Below are 23,652 nucleotides of genomic sequence, written 5' to 3' on the forward strand. Positions count from 1 at the left end.
GCCGGTTGTCGTCAACCGGCCGGGCGCCCCTGCGTGTTCTCGGACTACGCCGACTTCTCGTGTCGCCCGTCGTTCTTCACGATGCGAGGTACCAGCGTCGGGTTCACGTTGTTGTGGACGACGTCCGCCGTGATAACCACGCGGGCCACGTCCTTGCGGGACGGGACCTCGTACATCACCGACATCAGGACCTCTTCCATGATCGCTCGGAGGCCCCGCGCTCCCGTGCCGCGCAGGATCGCCTGGTCGGCGATGGCCTCCAGGGCCGGGCGGTCGAAGTCCAGCTCCACGCCGTCGAGTTCGAAGAGGCGCTGGTACTGCTTCACCAGCGCGTTGCGCGGCTCGACGAGGATCTTGAGCAGGGCCTCGCGGTCGAGGTTGTGGACCGAGGTGATCACGGGGAGGCGGCCGATGAACTCCGGGATCATCCCGAACTTCACCAGGTCCTCCGGCATGACCTCCTGGAACTGGTCGCTCGCCTCGATCTCGCGCTTCGAGCGGATCGTCGCCCCGAAGCCGATGCCCTTGGCGCCCGCACGCGACTCGATGATCTTCTCCAGGCCGGCGAAGGCGCCGCCCACGATGAAGAGCACGTTCGTCGTGTCGATCTGGATGAACTCCTGGTGCGGGTGCTTCCGGCCGCCCTGCGGCGGGACGGAGGCCGTCGTGCCCTCCAGGATCTTGAGCAGGGCCTGCTGCACGCCCTCGCCCGAGACGTCACGCGTGATCGACGGGTTTTCGCTCTTACGGGCGACCTTGTCGATCTCGTCGATGTAGATGATCCCGGTCTCGGCCTTCTTGACGTCGTAGTCGGCCGCCTGGATCAGCTTGAGCAGGATGTTCTCGACGTCCTCGCCCACATAGCCGGCCTCCGTCAGCGCCGTCGCGTCGGCGATGGCGAACGGGACGTTGAGCATGCGTGCCAGCGTCTGGGCCAGCAGCGTCTTGCCGGAGCCCGTCGGGCCCAGCAGCAGAATGTTGGACTTCGCCAGCTCGATGGCGTCGTCACGGCCCGCCCCGCCACCGTTCTCGCCGGCCTGGACGCGCTTGTAGTGGTTGTACACCGCGACCGAGAGGGCCTTCTTCGCGGGCTCCTGCCCGACGACGTACCCCTCGAGGAACTCGTAGATCTCGCGGGGCTTGGGGAGCTCCTCCCACCGCACCTCGCTCGTCTCGGCGAGTTCCTCCTCGATGATCTCGTTGCAGAGGTCGATGCACTCATCGCAGATGTACACACCGGGTCCCGCGATGAGCTTCTTCACCTGCTTCTGGCTCTTTCCGCAGAACGAGCACTTGAGCAGGTCGCCGCCATCACCGATGCGTGCCACGAGGTGCTTCCCCTTCGCCTGGGAGCGCTTGGTTCAGCGACTCCTGGTGCCTCATATTCGACGGTACCTTGCCGGGCCCCCCGTTCGGGCCCCCCTTGGCACGGTTCACATGGTCGTGATTCGGCCACGTGGACCGTGCCAGGGGAAGGTCGAGCGTCAGGCTGCCGCGGCGGCCGTGCTCTTGCGGGTCGAGACGATCTGGTCGACCAGGCCGTACGCCAGGGCGTCCTCGGCCGTGAGGATCTTGTCGCGCTCGATGTCGTCGCGGATCTTCTCGATCGGCGTGGAGGAGTGCTTGGCCAGCATCTCCTCCAGCTGTGTGCGCATGCGCAGGATCTCGTTGGCCGCGATCTCCAGGTCGGAGAGCTGCTCACGGCCGGTGCCGCCCGAGGGCTGGTGGATCAGCACACGGGCGTTCGGCAGGGCCATCCGCTTGCCGGGCGTACCGGCGGCGAGCAGCACGGCCGCGGCGGAGGCCGCCTGGCCCATGCAGACCGTCTGGATGTCCGGCTTCACGAACTGCATCGTGTCGTAGATGGCCGTGAGGGCGGTGAAGGAGCCGCCCGGGCTGTTGATGTAGATGGAGATGTCGCGGTCCGGGTCCATCGACTCCAGGCACAGGAGCTGCGCCATGACGTCGTTGGCGGAGGCGTCGTCGATCTGCACGCCGAGGAAGATCACGCGCTCCTCGAAGAGCTTCGCGTACGGGTCGTACTCGCGGATGCCCTGCGAGGTGCGCTCGACGAAGCGGGGGACCACGTACCGGTTGTCCATCGGCGCGCCGGTGTAGAGGCCGCTCGGGGAGAGGTTGTTCTGCATCTGGATGTTCACCGTCCTGGTGGCGTTCGGCGGGGGCTGGGGCTCTTCAGCGGGCTGCCGGGCTCAGGCGCCCGTGCCGCCGCCGCCGGGAACGCCCGCGGCGTGGGTGATGATGTCGTCGATGAGGCCGTAGTTCTTGGCCTCCTCCGCCGTGAACCAGCGGTCGCGGTCACCGTCGCGGATGATCGTCTCGACGGTCTGACCGGAGTGGAGCGCGGTGATCTCGGCCATGCGCTTCTTCGTACGGAGGAGGTACTCGGCCTGGATCTTGATGTCCGAGGCGGTGCCGCCGATGCCGGCGGAGCCCTGGTGCATCAGGACGTCGGTGTTCGGCAGCGCGAAGCGCTTGCCGGCGGCGCCGCCGGTGAGCAGGAACTGGCCCATGGAGGCCGCCATGCCCATACCGATGGTGACGACGTCGTTGGGGATGTACTGCATGGTGTCGTAGATGGCCATGCCGGCCGTCACCGAGCCACCGGGGCTGTTGATGTAGAGGTAGATGTCCTTCTCCGGGTCGGCGGCCAGGAGGAGCATCTGCGCGGTGATCTTGTTGGCGATCTCGTCGTCGACCTGCTGGCCGAGGAAGATGATGCGCTCGCCGAGCAGCCGGTTGTAGACATGGTCGCCGAGGCCACCACCGATGGACGGCTCACCCGCGGCGTAAGGCTTCAGATTCGTCACGTATCCACCTGCTCGTCTCCGACGGCCCCCAGGCCGTCTCAGCGTCTCGTTCTGAGGGCAGTGCCCTCGTATTCATGGACCCTAACGCGCAGGTAGGACAACACCATCCCGGTTCCCGAACTGTTCGCTGGGAGCGCAAGGTTGTCAGGGGCGCACGGGGGCCCGTACGGGGCGTGCGTACGGGGCCTGAATTCCGACCAAATCCCGACTGGAGCCCGACTGGAGCCGGGCATCGGCGCAGGCCCCGGCTACGGGCACGGGCCCGGCGCACAGCAGTGCGTCCGGGCCCGTGGACCTGCGGTTCAGCGCGAGGCTCAGGCCTCGTTCTTCTCCTCGGCGACCTCGGCCTCGCCGGTGACGGCCTCGACCGCCTCCGCGGCGGCCTCGGTCTCGTCCTCGTCGTCCTCGAGGTCGACGGTCTCACCGTTGGTGTCGACGACCTTGGCGGACTCGACGACGACCGCCAGAGCCTTGCCGCGGGCGACCTCGCCGACGAGCATCGGCACCTGGCCACCCTCGACGACGGCCTGGGCGAACTGGTCGGGGGACATGCCGGAGGAGGCCGCGCGGCGCATGAGGTGCTCGGTGAGCTCCTCCTGGCTGACGTTCAGCTTCTCCTTGTTGACGAGCTCATCGAGGATGAACTGCGTCTTGATGCCCTTCTCGGCCTGCTCCTTGGTCTCCGCCAGGAACTCGTCCTCGGTCTTGCCCTGGATCTCCAGGTACTTGTCGAGGGTCAGGCCCATCTGGCCGAGCTGGTGGTGCTCCAGGTTGTGCTTGCGGGTGTTGATCTCGTCCTCGAGAAGCTTCTCGGGCATCGGGACCTCGACCAGCTTGAGGAGCTCGTCGAGGACGCGCTCCTGGGCCTGGGTGGCCTGGTCGAACTGCTTCATGTTCTCGAGGCGCTTGCGGCTGTCGGCCTTGAGCTCTTCGAGGGTGTCGAACTCCGACGCCATCTGCGCGAACTCGTCGTCCAGCTCGGGGAGCTCGCGGGCGGCGACGGCGGTGACCTTGACGGTGACCTCGGCGTCCTTGCCCTCGGCGGAGCCGCCCTTCAGCTGCGAGGTGAAGGTGGCCTCGCCGCCGGCCTCGAGGCCGGTGACGGCCTCGTCGATGCCGTCGAGGAGCTCGCCGGAACCGATGGTGTACGAGACGCCCTGGGCGACACCGTCGGGCAGCACCTCGCCGTCGACCTTGGCCTCGAGGTCGATGGTGACGACGTCACCATCGACGGCGGCGCGCTCGACCGGGTTGGTGGAGGCGAAGCGCTCGCGCAGCTGCTGCACGGACTTCTCGACGTCCTCGTCGGTGACCTCGACCGCGTCGACGGTGACCTCGATGCCGGAGTAGTCCGGGATCTCGACCGTCGGGCGGATGTCGACCTCGGCGGTGAAGGCCAGCAGCTCGCCGTCCTTCAGCTCCGTGATGTCGACCTCGGGCTGACCCAGCGGGTTGACCTCGGCCTCGTTGACGGCCTCGGTGTAGAACTTCGGGAGCGCGTCGTTGACGGCCTCTTCCAGCACCGCACCACGACCGAACCGCTGGTCGATCACACGAGCCGGGATCTTGCCCTTGCGGAAGCCCTTGACCGTGACCTGCTGGTTGATCTTCTTGTACGCCGCGTCGAGGCTGTCCTTGAGCTCCTCGAAGGGCACCTCGACAGTGAGCCGAACCCGGGTCGGGTTCAGGGTCTCCACGGCGCTCTTCACGGTTCGGTCTCCTTGGTGGCTGATTCTTGGATTCTGCCGGTGCCGCTTGGTGGCGGTTCCGGCCGATCGGCCCGGTCAGAGAGACACACGGGCACGCAGCTTGCATAGTAACCGCAAGCGGGATGAGGCCCACAACGCGATCTTGTGATCCGTGATCTTGATGGTCGGGGTGGCGGGATTTGAACCCACGGCCTTCCGCTCCCAAAGCGGACGCGCTACCAAGCTGCGCCACACCCCGTCGGTGCGACACGTAGGGTACATGTACGGAGACAGTGCGACGTCCCCTCTTACAAGGGGTGTGCGGGGACCGCCCGGGACCCGCTACGATGCTGTCCGTGCCGCGGCCCTCGTGACCTGCGGCGCGACCTTTGCGGGCGTAGCTCAATGGTAGAGCCCTAGTCTTCCAAACTAGCTACGCGGGTTCGATTCCCGTCGCCCGCTCTTCATGGCTCAGGGCCAGGTCAGAGGATTATCCTCCGTCCTGGCCCTGATGCGTTCCCGATGCCGGATCCGCCGTGCGGCCGCAGAATGGGCCGTGTCCCTGTGTGCCCTCTGTTTCCGTCGTACCGGAGGCGGCCGTGAAGGATCTGAAGTTCGAGCAGAAGCGCTCGCTGTCCCGGATCGAGGCGGCGGATCAGCTGACCGCGCTCGCGGACGCGCTGCGGAAGGGCGGGGAGGCGGAGCTGCAGTTCGGCTCCGGCACGCTGAGTCTGCGGATCCCCGACGACGTCCGCAGCGAGGTGGAGTTCGAGGTGAGCGACGGGGAGATCGAGCTGGAGATCGAGTTCACCTGGCCGACGGGACGGCACCGGAGGGCCTCGGCGCCGGCGTCCTCGGAGGCACCCTCGGCGGCGGAGAAGCCCGTCCGGAGCCGGAAGGCCGCGCCCGCCAAGCGCACACGGACGAAGCGGACCGCCGCGAAGACGGCCTGAGCCGCGCGGGGTCCGCTGTCGCCGCCCGGACGGCGGGCGCCGGACGTCGGCTCAGAACTTGATCGAGCCCACGGTCTGCGTTATCGAGTCGAGGAAGCGCTGGATGTCGTCGGCCATGCCCGTGGAGGCGAGGAAGAAGCCGAAGAGCACCGCGACGACGGCCGGGCCGCCCTTCAGGTTTCCGCCGCGGATCAGCACCACCAGGATGATCGCCAACAGCAGCACCACAGATAGCGAAATGGCCACAACTGATCACACCCTCGGTCGGTCCCACCTTGCCGCCCGGGAGCGCACGTCACAGAACACCCCCGCTGCATCCATCGTGCCACCAACTTCTTGCCCACCGACGCCAGGTGACGAATCGTCGGCGTAGGAATCGAGCCAACCGCCGTGGTTTCGTCCTGATCGTCGTGGGTGGGCTCAGCGGGCGGAGAGGCCGAGCAGCCCGCGGACGGTGGCGTACTTCGCGGTCAGCCTGGTCCGGGTCGGCTCGTCGAGAGCGGCGAGGCGGGCCGGGTCGGCGTTGTGCGCGAGGTCGGCCTCCTTGACGAGCAGGGCGCCGGGGACCAGGAGGATCCGACCGGTGTAGGACTCCAGGTCCTCGCCCGGACGCTTGGTGAGGGCGAGGACCATGTCCTTGACTGCGCGAGGGAGTTCGGCCGATTCCAGCCACTCGCGAGAGAGCGCGTCGTCCTCGACGGCGTCGTGCAGCCAGGCCGCCGCGATCTGTTCCTCGCTGCCGCCCCGGGCCCGTACCCCCTCGGCCACCGCTCGCAGATGCTCGGCGTACGGCCGGCCCGCCTTGTCGGTCTGGCCGTCGTGGGCCGCGACGGCGAGGGACTCGACCTGGGCGAGGGTGGGATGAGGCATGGCGCCGACTCTACGGCGCGAGGCGCGAGGCGGCGCGAGGCGCGAGGCGGCGCGAGGCGCGAGGCGGCGCGGGGCGCGAGGCGGGGCGGGGCGCGAGGCGGGGCGGCGCGGGGCGAGGGGCGGGGCGGGCAGGTTCGTGGCTGTCGGGCCGAGGGCGCGACGGCGCACGCGGAGGTGCCGTGACGAAGCGGCGGGACGCAGGGGTCCTCGCCGGTCGGGCCGTTCGTCATCGGGGCGAGGGCGGCCAGGGGCCCCGCCCTCGTTCCGGGGATCTCAGGTCTGGCGGCTGATGAGGAGCAGCGCGCGGTCGTCGTTGACGTCCTTGGCGCAGGCCTCGATGAGGTGCCAGGCCGCGCCCTCGAAGCCCGAGGCGACATAGCGGTCGGCCTCGCCGGTGAGGCGGTCGATGCCCTCGGCGATGTCCCGGTCGGCGGCCTCGACGAGTCCGTCGGTGAAGAGCATCAGGACGTCGCCGGGCTGGAGCGAGCCCTTGACGGGGTGGAACTCGGCGCCGTCGTAGACGCCGAGCAGCGGGCCGTCGCCCGACTTCTCCTCCCAGCGGCCGCTGCCGGCGTGGAGCTGCAGCGCGGGCAGATGGCCGGCGGAGAGGAGTTCGTAGTCGCCCGACTCCAGGTCGAGGACGAGGTGGATGGAGGTGGCGAAGCCCTCGTCCCAGTCCTGGCGCAGCAGATAGCCGTTGGCGGCCGGCAGGAAGCCGTGCGGCGGCAGCGAGCCGAGCAGTCCGCCGAAGGCGCCGGAGAGCAGCAGGGCGCGCGAGCCGGCGTCCATGCCCTTGCCGGAGACGTCCGTCAGGAGGACTTCCAGGGTCCGGCCGCCGTGGGTGCGGGCCGCGACGACGAAGTCGCCCGAGAAGGACTGGCCGCCGGCCGGGCGGAGTGCCATCTCGCGGTGCCAGCCCTTGGGGAGCCGGGGCAGCGCGCTCTGCGCCCGGATCCGTTCGCGCAGGTCGAAGAGCATGGTGCCGCCGCGCCGCCAGGGCACGCCGACGCGGGCCCTGAACTGGGCGATGAGCAGCCCGAAGAGCCCGCAGGCGGCGACGACCAGGACCGTTCCGGGGGTGACCCGGGAGGGGCCCTGGGTGTACGGGCCGAGGACGACGGACTCGACGATCAGGGCGCCCGCGGCGGCCGCGTACAGCCCGAGCAGGCTCGCGGGACGCAGCAGCAGTCCGCCGGCGACGATCGGCAGGACGAGCGCGGCGGGCGCGCACCACACCGGGTTGGCGAGGGTGCCGACGGTGATGGCCGGGATCGTCAGCAGCAGACCGGCGAAGGCGACCCAGTCGGAGCCCTCGCCCCGGAAGTAGTCGACACCGGATTTACGCAGGGAGATGCGGACCCGGTGTGCGCTCCTGCGCAACCGGGCCGAGTACGAGGCGACACCCACGCGACTTCCCATTGGCCTGGACCCTATCCACCCGGTCGGACCTCGTGCAGGGGGACCCCTGAGACATTGCGCGCGAAATCGGGTCGCCTCGGGCTGGTGCGCGCTGGTATCGATGGCATATGACGACTGAGATGCGCGTACTGGACCCGGCCGAGTGGGATGAGTGGTACGGGATGCTGGAGCTCGCGTTCGGCGGTGTGGCGGAGGCTCCCGAGGAGCGTCGGCTCTGGCAGGAGCTGACCGAGTACGACCGCTCGATCGGGGTCTGGGACGGCGAGCGCTGCGTGGGTACGGCGGGCGCGTTCTCGTTCCGGCTCTCGGTCCCGGGCGGGGCGCTCGTGCCGGCTGCGGGCGTCACGATGGTGGGTGTGGCGGCGACGCACCGGCGGCGCGGGATCCTCACCTCGATGATGCGGCGCCAGCTCGACGACGTACGGGCGTGGGGTGAGCCGCTGGCGGTGTTGACGGCCTCGGAGCCGGCGATCTACGGCCGGTTCGGCTACGGCATCGCCACGTATGCGACGCGGGCGACGATCGACACGAACCGGGTGTCGCTGACGGTGCCCGAGGGCACGGACGACGTGGTGCTGCGTCAGGCCGACCCGGCGAAGGCGTCGGGGGCGTGCGAGGCGGTGTACGCGCGCAGGGTCACGGCGCGGCCCGGGATGACCGCACGGCAGCCCGGGTGGGAGCAGGTGCCGTTGCTCGACCCGGAGAGCGAGCGGGGCGGTGCCTCGCCGCGCCAGTGCGTGCTCGCGGAGCGGGACGGGGAGGTCGTGGGGTACGCGCTGTACGCGATCAAGCCGGAGTGGTCGTACGCCGGAGCGGAGGGCAGCGTACAGGTGAAGGATCTGGAGGCGCTGGATCCGGCGGCGGAGGCGGCGCTGTGGCGCTTCCTCTGGTCGATCGATCTGACGTCGTCGGTACGGCTCCACAGCCGGCCCGTGGACGACGGCTGGCAGCACCTGGTGTCGGACCTGCGGCGGTGTTCGCCGACGCAGCGGGACTCGCTGCATCTGCGTCTGGTGGACGTGGGAGCGGCGCTGGAGGCGCGGACGTACCAGACGCCGGTGGACGTGGTGTTCGAGGTCGCGGACGCGTTCTGCCCGTGGAACGAGGGCAGGTGGCGGCTGCGGGGGGACGCGGCGGGCGCGACCTGCACGCGTACCGATGACGCGGCCGACATCGCCTTGTCCGTACGGGAGTTGGGGGCGGCGTATCTGGGCGGGACCTCGCTGGCCTCGCTTGCCGCGGCCGGGCGCGTACGGGAGCTTCACGGGGGCGCGTTGGTGCGTGCGTCGGTGGCGTTCGGCTCGCCCGTGGCGCCGTGGCTGCCGCACGGGTTCTAGCCGGGCACCCCTGGCGCGCGGGCCCCTGACCGCCGCGGCGCGTCAGCGCTGTTGGCAGCCCGGGCACCAGAAGAGGTTGCGGGCCGCGAGGTCTGCCGTGCGGATGTCCGCGGCGCAGACGTGGCAGGGCTGGAGGGCCCGGCGGTAGACGTAGACCTCGCCGCCGTGGTCGTCCACGCGCGGCGGGCGGCCCATCGCCTCCGGGGTGTGCTCGGGGCGGACGGTGTCGATGCGGTTCAGGCGGACGCCTTCGCGCATCAGGGCGACGAGGTCCGTCCAGATCGCGTCCCACTCGCGGCGGGTGACGTCCCTGCCCGCGCGGTACGGGTCGATGCCGTGCCGGAAGAGCACCTCGGCGCGGTACACGTTGCCGACGCCCGCGATGACCTTCTGGTCCATCAGAAGCGCGGCGATCGTCGTGCGGGACTTCGAGATCCGGTTCCAGGCCTTGGCCGGGTCGTCGTCCTCGCGGAGCGGGTCGGGGCCCAGGCGGTCGTGTATCGCCCGCTTCTCGGCGTCGGTGATCAGCGCGCACGTGGTGGGGCCGCGCAGGTCGACGTAGGCCTCGGGGTCGGCGAGGCGCAGCCGCACGGTCTCCGTGGGCGGCGGCGCGGGGGCGTCGCCGAAGTTCACCTTGCCGAAGAGGCCCAGGTGGATGTGGACCCACTCCTCGCCGGGGAAGCCAAGGAAGAGGTGCTTGCCGTGTGCCTCGGTGGAGTCCAGGACCGCGCCGTCGAGCAGGGCGGCGGAGTCGGCGAACTTGCCCTGCGGGCTGGTCACCCGCACGGACCGGCCGCCGAACCGTTCCCGGTAGTCGGCGGCCAGTCGGTGGATCGTGTGCCCCTCGGGCATCAGGCGGTGGGCTCCTGCGGGTGGTGGGCCGGGATCGGAGGGAGCTCGCCGGTCGTCTCGTAGGCGGAGAGCATGTCGATCCGGCGGGTGTGACGCTCATCACCGGAGTACGGGGTGGAGAGGAAGATCTCGACGAACTTCGTCGCCTCTTCCTGGGTGTGCATCCGGCCGCCGATGGACACGACGTTGGCGTTGTTGTGCTCGCGGCCGAGGGCGGCGGTCTGCTCGCTCCAGGCGAGGGCGGCGCGCACCCCCTTCACCTTGTTCGCGGCGATCTGCTCGCCGTTGCCCGAGCCGCCGATGACGATGCCCAGGCTGTCCGGGTCCGCGGCCGTCTTCTCGGCGGCACGCAGGCAGAACGGCGGGTAGTCGTCCAGGGCGTCGTAGATGTGGGGACCGCAGTCGACGGGCTCGTGGCCGTGGGCCTTCAGCCACTCGACGAGGTGGTTCTTGAGTTCGAAGCCGGCATGGTCGGAACCGAGGTACACGCGCATGGTCCGAGTGTGGCACGGCCCGCCCCGGGTGGCGGGCAGCGGGGTCGGGGCCTGCGACCGCGTCGGTGTGGGCCTTCGCCCCTTACGCGACGAACCGGAATCGGCATTTCCGGCCATCCCGCACCCCGGTGCCGAATGCAGGGGCTCCGGTTCGCGGGCATCAAGGTCGTCACCGTGGCGCGTTCATCGTTGTCGGCGGGCTCGCGATCTTCGGTGTGCTGCCCGGCGCGGACGCCTCGTCCGCCGGGCTGGGCAACCTCACCGAGCACGGCGGCTTTCCGCCCAACGGCTATGGCGCGATCCTCACGGCATCCTGACGGTCGTCCTCTCCTTCATGGGGCGCGAGATCGTCACCCTCTCGTCCGACCCGCGCCGCGCGGTCGCCCAGGCCACCGACAGCGTGAAACTCGGGCCTGTACACCGCCTCCCGGATGGCCTGCTCCCTCGGCCGGCGCGGCGACGCCCCGAAGGCCTTCGCCAGGAGTACGGACCGGCTTCGTTCTCCGTGAACGGGCTGGACCACGCGGAGACGCGGAAGAGGCTCGCCCGGCTGATGTCGAACCTCGACCCGGCGAACCTCTTCAGGCGGTGCTGACCCGTCTCACGCGGCGCTCGACCGCGCGGAACGGCGCCGAGCCGCGTCAGCCCTTGCGGCCGACGGCCTTCCACACGGTCGGCAGCAGACCCATCGCGAGGGCGGCCTTGAGAGCGTCGCCGATCAGGAACGGGGTCAGGCCGACGGCAACCGCCTGCGAGAACGTCATCCCGGTGGCGAGGGCCAGGTACGGCACGCCGACCGCGTAGATGACGGCGGAGCCGAGCACCATCGCGCCGGCGGTGCGGAGCACCGAGCGGTCGGCGCCGCGGCGGGCGAGGGCGCCGACGACGGTCGCGGCGAGCAGCATGCCGAGGATGTAGCCGAAGGAGGGCATCCCGTAGCCGGAGGTGGCCTGCGCGAACCACGGCACGCCCGCCATGCCGGCGACCGCGTACAGGGCCAGGGAGAGGAAGCCGCGGCGGGCGCCGAGCGCCGTGCCGACGAGGAGGGCCGCGAAGGTCTGGCCGGAGACCGGGACGGGTGAGCCGGGGACCGGGACGGCGATCTGCGCGGCGATGCCGGTGAGGGCGGCGCCGCCGACGACGAGCGCGATCTCACGGGCGCGGGTGGGGGCGCCTCCCTGCTCGAGCGAAGCCGAGAGCTTGGGGGACGGCAGCAGGTCGGCCAGAACCGTCCGGGAGCGGAGGGAACGGGCAGGGGCGACGGCGGTGCTCATCGGTACTCCGCGGGGTGAAGGGGTACGGGGACGGATCGACCGTAGTCGAGGAGTGAACGCCCGATCACCATCAGCCGCCCACAAAGCAGAGGTTGAGCGTTTCATGGGAATCGGACAAAGATCGGGGTCCATGCCTCGCGCCACGTGACGCTTGTCACGGCGCGGAGCTGGAAAGAGGTGCATTTTGCGCCAGAAGGCGGTCAGCAGGGAGACTGTGGGTTCTCCATAAACGCTTCCGAAGGCACGAGCCCTCTCATGCACGACGCACCGACTGCCGTCCCGGCTCCCCCGGCCACCGGACCGGAGCCGCTCTCCCACGGACTGAAGCAGCGTCATCTGACGATGCTGGGGCTGGGCGGGGTGATCGGGGCCGGGCTCTTCGTCGGCTCCGGGGCGGGCATCGCGGTCGCGGGGCCCGGCATCGTCCTCTCGTATCTGATCGCGGGCACGCTCGCGATGCTCGTCATGCGGATGCTCGGCGAGATGTCGGCGGCGATGCCGGCCTCGGGCGCCTTCTCGGTGCACGCCGAGCGGGCGCTGGGCCGCTGGGCGGGCTTCTCGGTGGGGTGGCTGTACTGGTTCCTGCTGGTCGTCGTCCTCGCCGTGGAGGCGACGGGCGCGGCGCAGATCGCCCACGGCTGGGTGCCGGGCGTCCCGCAGTGGGGCTGGGTGCTGATCTTCATGATCGTCTTCACCGTGGCCAACCTCGCGGCGGTGAAGAACTTCGGCGAGTTCGAGTTCTGGTTCGCGGCGCTCAAGGTCGGCGCGATCGTCCTCTTCCTGGCCCTCGGGACGCTGGCGATCGTCGGGTGGCTGCCCGACACGGAGCCGGTGGGGACGGCCCATCTGACCGGCGACGGCGGTTTCCTGCCGAACGGCTGGGGTGGGGTGGTCTCCGGTGTCCTCGCCGTGGTCTTCGCCTTCGGCGGCCTGGAGGTCGTCACGATCGCGGCCGCCGAGTCGGAGGACCCGGCGCACAACGTGGCGCGGGCGGTGCGCAGCGCCGTGTGGCGGATCCTCTTCTTCTACGTCGGCTCGATGCTGGTCATCGTGACCCTGCTGCCCTGGACCTCGATGCGGCCGGGCCAGTCGCCGTACGTCGCGGTGCTCGATGCGATCGGAGTGCCGTCCGCCGGCCAGATCATGAGCATCGTGGTCTTCGTGGCGCTGCTCTCGGCGCTCAACGCGAACCTGTACGGCGCCTCTCGGATGGTCTTCTCGCTCGCCGAGCGGGGCGAGGCACCCAAGTGGCTGCTGAAGGTGTCGGGGGTGGGGGTCCCCCCGGACGAAGTCCGGGGGAGGGTGCCGCGCCGGGCGGTGCTCGCCTCGGTGGCGTTCGGCTTCGTCTCGGTCCTGCTCAATCTGAAGTGGCCGGATTCCGTCTTCCTCTACATGCTCAACGCGGTCGGCGCGGTGCTCCTCTTCGTCTGGGGGCTGATCGCGGTCTCGCAGTTGCGGCTGCGCCGCCGGATCGAGCGCGAGACGCCTCAGCTGCTGACGCTGAGGATGTGGGGGTTCCCCTGGCTGACCTGGACGGCTCTGGCCGCGATGGCGGCGGTCCTGGGGCTGATGCTGACCGACGACGGGGCGCGGCCGCAGGTGCTGTGGTCGGGCGCGGCCACCGGTGCCGTACTGCTGGTGGCGGGTCTGCGGGAGCTGCGGAACCGGCGGCGCTGAGGGGCGCGGGCAGCGGCGGCGCCGACGCATCCGAGGGGCGCGCACGGGCGGCGAATCCACCGGCGGGCACGAGAAGACACGAGATCTTCACGTTGAGTGAAGCTCGTGACCGTATAGCGGACATGCGTCACCTGTCAGCGGACGCACCCACAGACTGTGGCGCGTCCCCCGCCTCCTCCCCGAACAGGGCTGGTTCATGTCCCGGACCACCGCGCCCGCGCCTGTCGACCGCAAGGACGACTCGGCGACGCTCTCGCACGGGCTCAAGCAGCGCCACCTCTCGATGATCGCCCTCGGCGGCGTCATCGGCGCCGGCCTCTTCGTCGGCTCCGGCGCCGGCATCGCCGCCGCCGGCCCGTCCATCGTCCTCGCGTACACACTGTCCGGCCTGCTCGTCATGCTGGTGATGCGCATGCTGGGCGAGATGTCGGCCGCGTACCCGTCCTCCGGCTCCTTCTCCTCCCACGCGGAGCGGGCCTTCGGCTCCTGGGCCGGATTCACCGCCGGCTGGTCGTTCTGGGTGCTGCTCAGCGTCGCCGTGGGCCTGGAGGGCATCGGCGCGGCGAAGATCGTCACCGGCTGGCTGCCCGGTACGCCCGAGTGGGCCTGGGTCGCGCTCTTCATGCTGCTCTTCTGCGGCGCCAACCTGGCAGCGGTGAAGAACTTCGGCGAGTTCGAGTTCTGGTTCGCCGCCCTCAAGGTCGGCGCGATCGCCCTCTTCCTCGGCCTCGGCGTGCTCGCGATCCTGGGCGTCCTGCCCGGCACGGACTCCCCCGGCACGGCCAACCTCTTCGGTGAGGGCGGACTCCTGCCGAACGGAAGCGAGGGCCTGGTCATCGGCCTGCTCGCCTCGGTGTTCTCGTACGGCGGCATGGAGACGGTCACCATCGCCGCCGCCGAGTCCGAGGACCCCGTCCGGGGTGTCGCCAAGGCCGTGCGCACCGCGATGTGGCGCATCTCGCTCTTCTACATCGGCTCGATGGCGGTCATCGTCACGCTGGTCCCGTGGAACGACAAGGCGGTCGCCGAGAAGGGCCCGTACGTCGCCGCCCTCGACCAGCTGGGCATCCCGGGCGCCGGCCAGATCATGAACGTCGTGGTGCTCATCGCCCTGCTGTCCGCGATGAACGCCAACATCTACGGCGCCTCCCGCATCGCCTTCTCCCTGGTCAAGCGGGGGCTCGGCCCGAAGGCGCTGGGCACGGTCTCCGGCGGTGTGCCGCGCTTCGCCGTACTCGCGTCCTGCTTCTTCGGCTTCGTCTGCGTGGGCCTCAACTACTGGTCCCCCGAGACGATCTTCCCCTGGCTGCTGAACATGATCGGCGGCGTGATCCTGGTCGTCTGGATCTTCATCGCGGCCTCGCAGCTGGTGCTGCGCCGCCGCCTGGAGCGCGAGGCGCCCGAGAAGCTGGTCGTGCGCATGTGGGCCTTCCCGTACCTCACGTGGGTGGCACTGGCCGGCATGGCCGTGATCTTCTTCCTGATGGCCCGCGAGGAGGGCACCCGCGTGCAGCTGTACGCGACGGGCGCCATGACCGTGGTGCTGGCCGTCATCGGCCTCGTCCGCCAGAAGGCGGGGGCGGCCCGCCCGACGCCTGAGGCCTGACACCGCTTCCCGTCTCGCCGGAACGCCCGGACCGCTCCCGCGGTCCGGGCGTTCCGCGTTCCCGGGCTCTTCGCGCCACGGGTCCCCGGCCGAAGGACTGATCAACTTTCGACACTCCTGCTGTTAGCCTGCACTTGCATAGAGGTTGCAATAACTCAGAAGCAGCGAGAGGCTCGGCACATGGCGATCTACACCCTTCCGGAACTGCCGTACGACTACGCGGCTCTGGAGCCGGTGATCAACCCCCAGATCATCGAGCTGCACCACGACAAGCACCACGCCGCGTACGTCAAGGGCGCCAACGACACCCTTGAGCAGCTGGAAGAGGCGCGCGACAACGAGCAGTGGGGCTCGATCAACGGCCTGGAGAAGAACCTCGCGTTCCACCTCTCCGGCCACATCCTGCACTCCATCTACTGGAACAACATGGACAGCCCGAAGAACGGCGGCGGTGGCGAGCCGCTCGCGGCCGACGGCGTGGGCGACCTCGCCGACGCGATCACCGAGTCCTTCGGTTCCTTCGCCAGGTTCAAGTCCCAGCTGACCAAGGCCTCCGCGACCACCCAGGGCTCCGGCTGGGGTGTCCTCGCGTACGAGCCGATCAGCGGCCGGCTGATCGTCGAGCAGGTCTACGACCACCAGGGCAACGTCGGCCAGGGCTCGATCCCGGTCCTCGTCTTCGACGCCTGGGAGCACGCCTTCTACCTGCAGTACAAGAACCAGAAGGTGGACTTCATCGAGGCCATGTGGCAGGTCGTCAACTGGCAGGACGTGCAGAAGCGCTACACGGACGCCAAGGGGCGCACCCCGCTCATCGGCATCTGAGGAACGTCCTGCTCGTGATCGTCTTCTCAACCTTCACCGGGCAGGCGGAAGAAGGGCGGGCCCCCGCGGTGACGTGAACCGCGGGGGCCCGCCCGTACGGACGGCCGTCCTACTCGAAGCTCGGCGCCGCCGTCCGCGTGCGCTTGATCTCGTAGAAGCCGGGCGTCGCCGCCACGAGCAGCGTGCCGTCCCAGAGCCGGGCCGCCGCCTCACCACGCGGGGTCGGGGTGACGACCGGGCCGAAGAAGGCGACCTCGTCGCCGTCCGCGCCGGGGACGGATATGACCGGCGTGCCGACGTCCTGGCCGACCTTGTCGATGCCCTCCTTGTGGGAGGCGCGCAGCTCGGCGTCGTACGTGTCCTTGTCGGCGTAGTCCGCGAGGTCGGCCGGCAGACCGACGTCCGCGAGGGCCGCCGTGATCGCCTCGCGCGTCGGGCCCTCGCCGTTGTTGTGGAAGCGGGTGCCGAGCGCGGTGTAGAGCCTGCCGACGACCTCGTCGCCGTGCTGCTGCCGGGCCGCTGTCACCACGCGGACCGGGCCCCAGGCCTTGGTCTCCAGCATGTCGCGGTACTCGGCCGGAAGCTCGTCCAGCTTGTCCTCGTTGAGGACCGCCAGGCTCATCACCTTCCACCGGACGTCGACCGGGCGGACCTTCTCCACCTCCAGCATCCAGCGGGAGGTCATCCAGGCCCAGGGGCACAGCGGGTCGAACCAGAAGTCGGCGGTGGTCCTGCTCTCGGACATGTCACTCCTCAGGGACGTCTGTCTATGCGCCGGAAAAGGAACGCCCCGGCCGGTCAGGGCATTCCCACATGTCGCGTGTCAGCTCCACATGGGAGGATCGGTGCTGTTTCGAACGAGCCACGAAGGAGTGACCGTGCCCGGAGAGAATCTGTCCCGCGACGAGGCCCGCGAGCGGGCCGCGCTGTTGTCCGTCGACGGGTACGAGGTCGCGCTGGACCTGCGCTCGGCGGTCGGGGAGGCCGGCGATGGGGGCGCCCCCGCCGAAGGCGGGGGGAAGGTCCGCACCTTCCGCTCGGTGACGACCATCCGGTTCCGTCGTAGGGGTACGGGCACGGCCACCTTCGTCGATCTGATCGCGCCCGCCGTCACCTCGGTGGAGCTGAACGGCCGCGCGCTCGACCCGGCCGCCGTCTTCGACGGTGCCCGCATCGCCCTGGACGGCCTGGCGGACGAGAACGTCCTGGTGGTGGACGCCCAGTGCGCCTACAGCCGGACGGGCGAGGGCATGCACCGCTTCGTCGACCCGGAGGACGGCGAGGTCTACCTCTACACGCAGTACGAGCCGGCCGACGCCCGCCGGGTGTACGCCACCTTCGAGCAGCCCGACCTGAAGGCCCCGCACCTCTTCTCGGTGACCGCGCCCGAGGGCTGGACGGTGTGGAGCAACGGCGCCGGGGAGCAGGACGCGCAGGGCGTGTGGCGCTTCGCGGAGACGGCGCCGATCTCGACGTACATCACCTGCGTCGTCGCCGGCCCGTACCACTACGTGACGGACACCTACCGGCGCGCGCTGGCCGACGGGACCGAGCTGGAGATCCCGCTCGGCGCGATGTGCCGCAAGGGGCTCGCCAGGCACTTCGACGCGGACGACGTCTTCCTGATCACCAAGCAGGGGTTCGACTTCTTCCACGACAACTTCGACTACCCGTACCCCTTCGGGAAGTATGACCAGGCCTTCGTCCCCGAGTACAACCTCGGCGCGATGGAGAACCCGGGCATGGTGACCTTCCGCGAGGAGTACATCTACCGGGGCAAGGTCACCCAGGCCGCGTACGAGCGCCGTGCGAACGTCATCCTGCACGAGATGGCGCACATGTGGTTCGGCGATCTCGTCACCATGGTGTGGTGGGACGACCTGTGGCTGAAGGAGTCCTTCGCCGACTTCATGGGTTCCTTCTCGCTGGCCGAGGCGACCCGCTTCACCAACAGCTGGGTGACGTTCGCCAACAACCGCAAGTCCTGGGCGTACCGCGCCGACCAGCTGCCATCCACCCACCCGATCACGGCCGACATCCGTGACCTGGAGGACGCCAAGCTGAACTTCGACGGCATCACGTACGCCAAGGGCGCCTCCGTGCTGAAGCAGCTCGTGGCCTACGCGGGCCGGGACGCTTTCCTGGAGGGCGCGCGGCGCTACTTCAAGCGCCACGCGTACGGGAACACGCGCCTGACCGATCTGCTGTCCGTACTGGAGGAGACCTCCGGGCGTGACATGAAGGCGTGGTCGCGCTCCTGGCTCCAGACCTCGGGCGTCAACACGCTGACGCCGGAGGTGACGTACGACGCGGAGGGCCGGATCACGGAGCTTGCCGTGGTCCAGGCCGGCGACGAGCTCCGCCCGCACCGGGTGGCCGTCGGCCTCTACCGGCTCTCGGCGGAGGGCGAACTCGCGCGGTACGCGCGGGCCGAGGCCGACGTCGTCGGCGAGCGGACGGTCGTGGCCGGGCTCGCGGGGGCGGAGCGGCCGGACCTGGTCCTCGTCAACGACGACGACCTCACCTACTGCAAGGTCCGCTTCGACGACGGCTCGCTCGCGACACTGCGGGCGCACCTGGGCGACATCACGGACCCTCTGGCACGGGCGCTGTCCTGGTCGGCGCTGTGGAACCTGACGCGGGACGGCCTGATGCCGGCCCGGGACTTCGTGGCGGTCGCCCTCGACTTCACGGGCCGTGAGACGGACATCGGCGTCCTCCAGATGGTGCACGCCTGGGCGCGCTCGGCGGTCACGAACTTCGCGGCGCCGAAGTGGCGCGCCGAGGGCGGCCGGCTGCTCGCCGAGGGCGGGCTGCGGGAGCTGCGGCTTGCCGCTCCGGGCAGTGAGCACCAGCTGACCTGGGCGCGGTTCTTCGCGGCGTCCGCAGCCTCGGACGCGGACTTCCAGCTCCTTGAAGGCCTGCTCGACGGCACGGCCAAGATCGACGGTCTGGACGTCGACCAGGAGCTGCGCTGGTCGTTCCTGGAGCCGCTCGCCGCGCACGGCCGGGCGGACGAGGCCCGGATCGCCGAGGAGCTGACCCTCGACGACACGGCGACCGGCAAGCGCCACCAGGTCCGCTGTCTGGCCGCCAGGCCGTCGGCGGCGGTCAAGGCCCAGGCCTGGGCGCAGGTCGTCGAGTCGGACGCGCTGTCGAACGCGCTGGTGGAGGCGACCATCGCGGGCTTCGTCCAGCCTTCGCAGCGTGAGCTGATCGCGCCGTACGCGCAGAAGTACTTCGCGGTGATCGAGCGGGTGTGGGCGGAGCGTTCGATCCAGATCGGCATGGACGTGGTTCGGGGGCTGTTCCCGGCGCTCCACGGCGAGGAGGCCCTGGCCTCCACGGACACGTGGCTCGCCGCCCACGAGGCGGCCGCGCCGGCACTGCGCCGCCTGGTCCTGGAGGGCCGCGACGACCTGGCGCGCGCACTGCGCGCGCAGGCGTGCGACGGGACCGCGTAACACCCTGTGGGCAGTCGTTCCCATGCGGAACGGCTGCCCGTCCTGCGCCCCGCGGTCGTGCATAGTCGGCAGTCGAACGCGCGTACTTTAGGACGAGGATGTCCCGGTTTGGCGACGTGCGTGTAACAGCGGTTAGCGGGGGGCCGGGGAGCGGAAGACCCCCAGCATGAACCACAACACCCCCATCACCCCCCGGCCCCTCCCCCTCCCCGCCCTGACCGACGAGCGCCAACGCGTCGCGTCCACCACCCAGTTGCGGGAGCGGGGGCTGTCCGGTGCCGACATCGCCGCGCACTGCCGGCCGGGCGGCGAGTGGCAGCAGATCCTGCCCGGCGTCTTCCTGCTCAGCCCCGGGCAGCCCACCAGCGAGGACCGTCTGCGGGCCGCGCTGCTCCACGCCGCCCGCCCCGGCGCCGTACCGGCCGGCCAGGGCCCCGAGGCGATGATCACCGGTCTCGCCGCGCTCGCCCTGCACCGCTTCTCCTCCGCTCCCCCCCTGACCGGAGTGGACCGGATCGACGTGCTGGTCCCCCGCACGCGCAGGCTGCGCTCCACCGGCTGGGTGCGGGTGGTGGGCGCCCAGGATTCGCACGAGCCGCTGGACATCGCCGGGGTGCCCGTCGCGCCGGTCGCCCGCGCCCTTGCCGACGCGGTGTCCGGCCTGAACGACGCGAGCGTGGTGCGCCGGCTGCTCACCGAGGCCGTGCGCGGTGGCCACTGCGAACCCGGTGCGGTGGTAAGGGAGTTGAACCGAGCTCGGCTGCTGAACCGGCCGCACGTGGTGGACGCGGTCGACTCGCTGCTCGCGGAGGGCCGGAGCATCGCGGAGGAGCGGCTCTACGAGATGGTGCGGGAGTTCGCCCTGCCCGACCCCCTGTGGAACGTGGATCTGCGGCTGCCGGGCGGTCCGCACCTCGGCGGTCTGGACGCCTACTGGCCGGACCAGGCGGTGGCGGTGGAGCTGGACACCCGGGCGCCCCGGCAGGACGACGACGCGCTGTGGTCGGAGTACACCCGTAAGCGCGAGCACCTGGAGCGGCTCGGCATCACGGTCGTCCACATCACCCCGCGCAAGCTGCGCGAGGCGATGGACCAGCAGGCCACCGTGGTCCGTACGGCCCTGATGGCCGCGACGGACCGGAAGCCCGCCGCGTACGTCGTCGTCCTGCCCCGGTGAGGTGTCAGCCCCGGCCGCAGAACTCGGCCTCGACGACGCTCTGGCTGTCCCCCGCCCAGTCGGCGTTGAAGTTCATGGCGAGCGAGTGACCGCCGTCGCGGGTGGCGACGGCCTGCGAGGAGGAGCCGTGGATGCCGCCGCCGTGGCCCCACACCTCCTTGCCGCAGCTCAGCTTCGCCCGCATCAGCCCGAGGCCGTAGGAGAGCTCCGGCGCCTCGGCGCCGACCGGCACCGCGCGCGTCATCTCGCGCATCTCGGCCCTCGGCAGCAACTTCCCCTTGAGCAGGGCCCGGTAGAAGGTCTGCAGATCGTTGGAGTCGGAGATCATCTCGCCCGCCGCGTGGGCGAGGGACGGGTTCAGCTCGGTGACGTCGTGGACCGTCGTCGCGTTCGGGTCCCGGGAGAGCTTCGAGTACGCCCGTGAACTCGGCTCCGGCATCGTCGAGGTGGTGCCGGGCACGCTGGTGGCGCGCAGCTTCAGCGGCTTGATGATCCGCCGCTCGACCTCCTTGCCGTACGGGCGGCCGGCCGCCTTCTCGATCACCATGCCGGCGAGGACGTAGTTGGTGTTGGAGTAGCTCCAGTCGGTGCCGGGCGCGAAGTCCGGTGCGTGGGTCATCGCGACCGCGACGAGCTGTTCCGGGGTCCAGGTGTCGTAGCGGTTCTCCAGGAAGTCCGGACCGAAGACCTTCTGCTGGAAACCGGCGTCGGAGGTGACGTCGTAGATGCCGCTGGTGTGGTTGAGGAGCTGGCGGACGGTGACCGTGCGGCCGTCGTGGCCGTTCCCGCGGACCACGCCCGGCAGCCACTTCTCGACGGGGTCGTCGAGGTCGAGCCGGTCCTCGGCCTGGAGCTGGAGGAGGACGGTCGCCACGAAGGTCTTGGTGATGGAGCCGACCCGGTAGCGGTCCTCGCCCCCACGTTCGCCGGCGGTCCCGGTCCAGGAGCCGCGACCGGTCCGGGCCTGGGCGACGGCGCCCGGCACACCCTCCTCGACCGCCGCGTCGAGGGCCCGCTGGGTGGCGGTGTGGTCCGGCTTCTTCGGTGCGGTGGCCGCGACGGCGGGCGCGGCGAGCGCTCCGGCGGTGAGGGCGGCCACGGCGGTGGCGGCGAGTGCGGTGCGGGCGGCGCGTACGGATGTCATGCGGGGTCCCCTGTGATCGTGTGCGTCCTGCGGTCACGGGAGGGGACCCCGGCGGCGGGCGGGGCGGTTGAGCGGGTCTCGGTGGTTGAGCGGAATTCAGCCGTTCGCGGGATCGGCGAGGCTGGAGCGGCCGACGGGCGGGCGTTCACACCACAACTGCAGTCCGATGTCGACGAGTTCGACACGGGTGAGGTCCTGGACGGAGGCGAGCGGGTGCCAGGAGGCGAGGTCGGTGGAGCCGCCGGTCTCGTTACGCAGGGAGCCTCCCGTGATCCGGCTCTCGTAGATGATCCGCAGGCCGTGGAAGTCGCCGGGGCCGGCGAACCGGCGGATCCAGCCGCGCCGGATGGAGTCGATGCCGAGGAGGGCGACCGGCTCGGTGAGGTATCCCGTCTCTTCCTCGACCTCGCGGACGACGGTGGCGACCGGCTCCTCGCCGTGGTCCATCCCGCCGCCCGGCAGGGTCCATCGCCTCTCCCCGGCGCTGTCCACCCAGCGGGCGAGGAGTATCTCGTCGTCACGGACACACACGGCGTAGGCCGCCACCCTCAACTCCTGCTTCATGAGCCGAGGTTAGAACCAGTACACGGGGTATGTCCGCCCGGTTGTCCGGGCGCCCGCGAGACCGACGGCGACGAGCAGGAGGCTCGCGAGGGCGAGCAGGGCGAGGAAGGTCCAGAACGGCGGATTCTGGAGGGTGACGATCACCGCCGTGGCGGCGGCGGGCGAGTGCGGGGTGCGGGCGGCCATCATGACGCCGAGCGCAAGACCGCCGGAGAGGGCGGCGCCCCAGAGGGTGGGACCGGTGACGAGGAGGACGGAGAAGCCGGTGAGCGCGGAGAGGAGCTGGCCGCCGACGACCGAGCGGGGCTGGGCGAGCGGCAGGTCGGGGGCGCCGGCCACCAGCGCCATGCTGGCCGCGAGGGGCGGAATCAGCAGGGGCTGGTGGAGGACGGTGCCGAGGGCGGCCAGGGCGAGCAGGGCGGTGACGCTGACGGTGGTCGCCAGGGCGACGACCCGGGGACGGGGCCGGGCGGGGGCGGCTGTGGTCATGCGGGGTCCTGTGGAAGGGGCGGGTTGGCGGGCGAGTACTCCGGCTCCGACCAGCGCAGCGGGCTCCCGGACGGGATCTCGACGGTCCGCCGGACCTGGAACCGGGTGAGGCGGACGCCGTCGGGGCCGTAGTCGGTGTGTGCCGTGCCGGAGAGCTGGAGCGTCATGCCGGTCCGCCAGTCGACGAAGAGCAGCCCGGCGCGGTCGTCGGTCTCCAGGTTGCCGAGGGTCAGGAACATGGCGTTGCCGGGATAGTCCCGCCAGCTCAGCTCGGTGGGCGCGTCGACCTGGACGAAGCCGGGGTTGCCGCCGCGGTGGCTCGCGTCCACGCCGTCGGGGGCGGTGGTCGCGATGAAGAAGGTGTCGGCGGCGCGCACGAACCGCTCCTGGGCGGGGGTGAGCGCGGTGCCGTGGAGCGGGTCGCCGGGCGGGGTGGTGTGGTCGGGCGCGTACAGCTCGCGCTTCTGGAGGTACTTCGGGCAGTTGGAGAAGACCTGTTCCGCCTCGACGGTGAAGCCGCGCGGGCTTGGGCGGGCGACGCCGTTGAGGCGCATACGGCGACGGGTGCGGGGGTCGAGGGCGATCGTCCCGACGGGGGTGGGGCCGGGGGCCGGGGGCGGCGCGGCCACCGAGATCGTGTGCGGGCCGGTGGCCCGGGCGAAGCCGGGTGCGCCGGTGAGGAGGGTGCTCCAGAGCTGCCCGTCGCCGTCCGCCGCGGCGAGCACGAGCATGGGCTGGAGTTCGAGGAAGGCGGCGGCGATGGGGCGGATGCCGGTTCCGATGGAGCGGCCCACGTGGGCGGCGACGTCGCGTACGCCTACGCGATCCTGGACCGCTCGGGAGCCGGGGTTGTACGGGTCCATGGTCAAGGGCCTTTCGTGTGGCGGGAGAGAGAGGGGGAAAAGGGGGGGGGGACCCGACCGAGGAAACACACTCCTGCTGTTCCCTCCCCCCCCCCCCAACCCCCCCCCGAGGTCCCCCAAACCCCCCA

22 protein-coding genes, 2 tRNA genes and 1 pseudogene are annotated in these 23,652 nt (G+C 70.6%); 9 read left to right on the top strand and 16 right to left on the bottom strand.

Annotated elements, in window-relative coordinates:
• Positions 1–44: 44 nt before the first annotated feature.
• The 5 genes from clpX to ACFUJR_RS16265 form a co-directional block, all read right to left on the bottom strand.
• Entirely contained in the window at positions 45–1,328 is a 1,284-nt protein-coding gene (gene clpX, locus ACFUJR_RS16245) for an ATP-dependent Clp protease ATP-binding subunit ClpX (RefSeq protein ID WP_137989313.1), read from the bottom strand.
• Between the two features lie 156 nt (positions 1,329–1,484).
• Positions 1,485–2,147, bottom strand: coding sequence for an ATP-dependent Clp protease proteolytic subunit (locus ACFUJR_RS16250; protein WP_137994695.1), 663 nt, complete (start codon positions 2,145–2,147; stop codon positions 1,485–1,487).
• 63 nt (positions 2,148–2,210) lie between these two features.
• A complete protein-coding gene (locus ACFUJR_RS16255) occupies positions 2,211–2,828 on the bottom strand; it encodes an ATP-dependent Clp protease proteolytic subunit (RefSeq protein ID WP_383181482.1) in 618 nt (205 codons plus the stop codon).
• 314 nt (positions 2,829–3,142) lie between these two features.
• Positions 3,143–4,537: a trigger factor gene (tig, locus tag ACFUJR_RS16260; RefSeq protein WP_383178396.1), complete on the bottom strand. Its 1,395-nt coding sequence runs from the start codon at positions 4,535–4,537 to the stop codon at positions 3,143–3,145.
• A gap of 161 nt (positions 4,538–4,698) precedes the next feature.
• Positions 4,699–4,775 (bottom strand) — tRNA-Pro (locus tag ACFUJR_RS16265).
• Between the two features lie 132 nt (positions 4,776–4,907).
• On the opposite strand from ACFUJR_RS16265, the gene ACFUJR_RS16270 reads away from it, so the two are divergent.
• Positions 4,908–4,978 (top strand) — tRNA-Gly (locus ACFUJR_RS16270).
• Positions 4,979–5,115: 137 nt separating this feature from the next.
• Complete coding sequence (locus ACFUJR_RS16275; RefSeq protein ID WP_383178399.1) at positions 5,116–5,469, top strand: amphi-Trp domain-containing protein; 354 nt, start codon at positions 5,116–5,118, stop codon at positions 5,467–5,469.
• 51 nt (positions 5,470–5,520) lie between these two features.
• Here the strand turns inward: ACFUJR_RS16275 and ACFUJR_RS16280 are convergent, their stop codons facing one another.
• The 3 genes from ACFUJR_RS16280 to ACFUJR_RS16290 form a co-directional block, all read right to left on the bottom strand.
• On the bottom strand, positions 5,521–5,715 hold the full coding sequence (locus ACFUJR_RS16280; protein WP_030684996.1) for a hypothetical protein: 195 nt from the start codon (positions 5,713–5,715) through the stop codon (positions 5,521–5,523).
• A gap of 174 nt (positions 5,716–5,889) precedes the next feature.
• The gene (locus tag ACFUJR_RS16285) at positions 5,890–6,339 is read right to left on the bottom strand and encodes an HD domain-containing protein (RefSeq protein WP_383178402.1); all 450 of its coding nucleotides are present in this window, start codon (positions 6,337–6,339) and stop codon (positions 5,890–5,892) included.
• A 273-nt stretch (positions 6,340–6,612) separates the two neighbouring features.
• Positions 6,613–7,758 carry a PP2C family protein-serine/threonine phosphatase gene (locus ACFUJR_RS16290; protein WP_383178405.1) on the bottom strand — a complete coding sequence of 382 codons (1,146 nt, stop codon included), beginning with the start codon at positions 7,756–7,758 and terminating at the stop codon, positions 6,613–6,615.
• A gap of 107 nt (positions 7,759–7,865) precedes the next feature.
• On the opposite strand from ACFUJR_RS16290, the gene ACFUJR_RS16295 reads away from it, so the two are divergent.
• Positions 7,866–9,095: a GNAT family N-acetyltransferase gene (locus ACFUJR_RS16295; protein ID WP_383178408.1), complete on the top strand. Its 1,230-nt coding sequence runs from the start codon at positions 7,866–7,868 to the stop codon at positions 9,093–9,095.
• Between the two features lie 42 nt (positions 9,096–9,137).
• Here ACFUJR_RS16295 and ACFUJR_RS16300 read toward each other — a convergent pair whose 3' ends face one another.
• Together ACFUJR_RS16300 and ACFUJR_RS16305 are read right to left on the bottom strand one after the other, a co-directional pair.
• Positions 9,138–9,947: an Fpg/Nei family DNA glycosylase gene (locus tag ACFUJR_RS16300; protein WP_383178411.1), complete on the bottom strand. Its 810-nt coding sequence runs from the start codon at positions 9,945–9,947 to the stop codon at positions 9,138–9,140.
• Positions 9,947–10,441, bottom strand: a complete 495-nt coding sequence (locus ACFUJR_RS16305; RefSeq protein WP_383178414.1) for a ribose-5-phosphate isomerase — start codon at positions 10,439–10,441, stop codon at positions 9,947–9,949. Before ACFUJR_RS16305 ends, ACFUJR_RS16300 begins: the two co-directional genes overlap by 1 nt.
• Before the next feature lie 150 nt (positions 10,442–10,591).
• Between ACFUJR_RS16305 and ACFUJR_RS16310 the strand changes: the two are divergent.
• A pseudogene (locus ACFUJR_RS16310) lies at positions 10,592–10,935 on the top strand (amino acid transporter); the annotation flags it as partial.
• Between the two features lie 147 nt (positions 10,936–11,082).
• Here ACFUJR_RS16310 and ACFUJR_RS16315 read toward each other — a convergent pair.
• A complete protein-coding gene (locus ACFUJR_RS16315) occupies positions 11,083–11,715 on the bottom strand; it encodes a biotin transporter BioY (protein ID WP_383178417.1) in 633 nt (210 codons plus the stop codon).
• 255 nt (positions 11,716–11,970) lie between these two features.
• Between ACFUJR_RS16315 and ACFUJR_RS16320 the strand changes: the two genes are divergently transcribed.
• From ACFUJR_RS16320 to ACFUJR_RS16330, 3 genes are all read left to right on the top strand, one after another.
• Entirely contained in the window at positions 11,971–13,392 is a 1,422-nt protein-coding gene (locus ACFUJR_RS16320; protein WP_383178420.1) for an amino acid permease, read from the top strand.
• Positions 13,393–13,588: 196 nt separating this feature from the next.
• Positions 13,589–14,998, top strand: coding sequence for an amino acid permease (locus ACFUJR_RS16325; RefSeq protein WP_383178423.1), 1,410 nt, complete (start codon positions 13,589–13,591; stop codon positions 14,996–14,998).
• Positions 14,999–15,178: 180 nt separating this feature from the next.
• The gene (locus tag ACFUJR_RS16330; RefSeq protein ID WP_383450473.1) at positions 15,179–15,823 is read left to right on the top strand and encodes a superoxide dismutase; all 645 of its coding nucleotides are present in this window, start codon (positions 15,179–15,181) and stop codon (positions 15,821–15,823) included.
• 109 nt (positions 15,824–15,932) lie between these two features.
• Here the strand turns inward: ACFUJR_RS16330 and ACFUJR_RS16335 are convergent, their stop codons facing one another.
• A complete protein-coding gene (locus ACFUJR_RS16335; RefSeq protein ID WP_383180155.1) occupies positions 15,933–16,568 on the bottom strand; it encodes a DsbA family protein in 636 nt (211 codons plus the stop codon).
• A gap of 133 nt (positions 16,569–16,701) precedes the next feature.
• On the opposite strand from ACFUJR_RS16335, the gene pepN reads away from it, so the two are divergent.
• Positions 16,702–19,287 (top strand): aminopeptidase N, encoded by a 2,586-nt coding sequence (gene pepN / locus ACFUJR_RS16340; protein ID WP_383180153.1) that lies wholly within the window; start codon positions 16,702–16,704, stop codon positions 19,285–19,287.
• Between the two features lie 166 nt (positions 19,288–19,453).
• The gene (locus tag ACFUJR_RS16345) at positions 19,454–20,464 is read left to right on the top strand and encodes a hypothetical protein (protein ID WP_383180150.1); all 1,011 of its coding nucleotides are present in this window, start codon (positions 19,454–19,456) and stop codon (positions 20,462–20,464) included.
• A gap of 4 nt (positions 20,465–20,468) precedes the next feature.
• On the opposite strand, the gene ACFUJR_RS16350 is transcribed toward ACFUJR_RS16345, so the two are convergent.
• The 4 genes from ACFUJR_RS16350 to ACFUJR_RS16365 form a co-directional block, all read right to left on the bottom strand.
• Positions 20,469–21,608 carry a serine hydrolase domain-containing protein gene (locus ACFUJR_RS16350; RefSeq protein WP_383180147.1) on the bottom strand — a complete coding sequence of 380 codons (1,140 nt, stop codon included), beginning with the start codon at positions 21,606–21,608 and terminating at the stop codon, positions 20,469–20,471.
• A 96-nt stretch (positions 21,609–21,704) separates the two neighbouring features.
• Complete coding sequence (locus tag ACFUJR_RS16355; protein WP_383180144.1) at positions 21,705–22,172, bottom strand: NUDIX hydrolase; 468 nt, start codon at positions 22,170–22,172, stop codon at positions 21,705–21,707.
• Between the two features lie 9 nt (positions 22,173–22,181).
• Complete coding sequence (locus tag ACFUJR_RS16360; protein WP_383180141.1) at positions 22,182–22,661, bottom strand: HPP family protein; 480 nt, start codon at positions 22,659–22,661, stop codon at positions 22,182–22,184.
• On the bottom strand, positions 22,658–23,524 hold the full coding sequence (locus ACFUJR_RS16365) for a pyridoxamine 5'-phosphate oxidase family protein (RefSeq protein WP_383180158.1): 867 nt from the start codon (positions 23,522–23,524) through the stop codon (positions 22,658–22,660). The genes ACFUJR_RS16360 and ACFUJR_RS16365 overlap by 4 nt, the downstream gene beginning before the upstream one ends.
• Between the last annotated feature and the right edge of the window lie 128 nt (positions 23,525–23,652).

Origin of the sequence: Streptomyces sp. NPDC057271, assembly GCF_042668715.1 — a bacterium.
Lineage (GTDB): Bacteria > Actinomycetota > Actinomycetes > Streptomycetales > Streptomycetaceae > Streptomyces.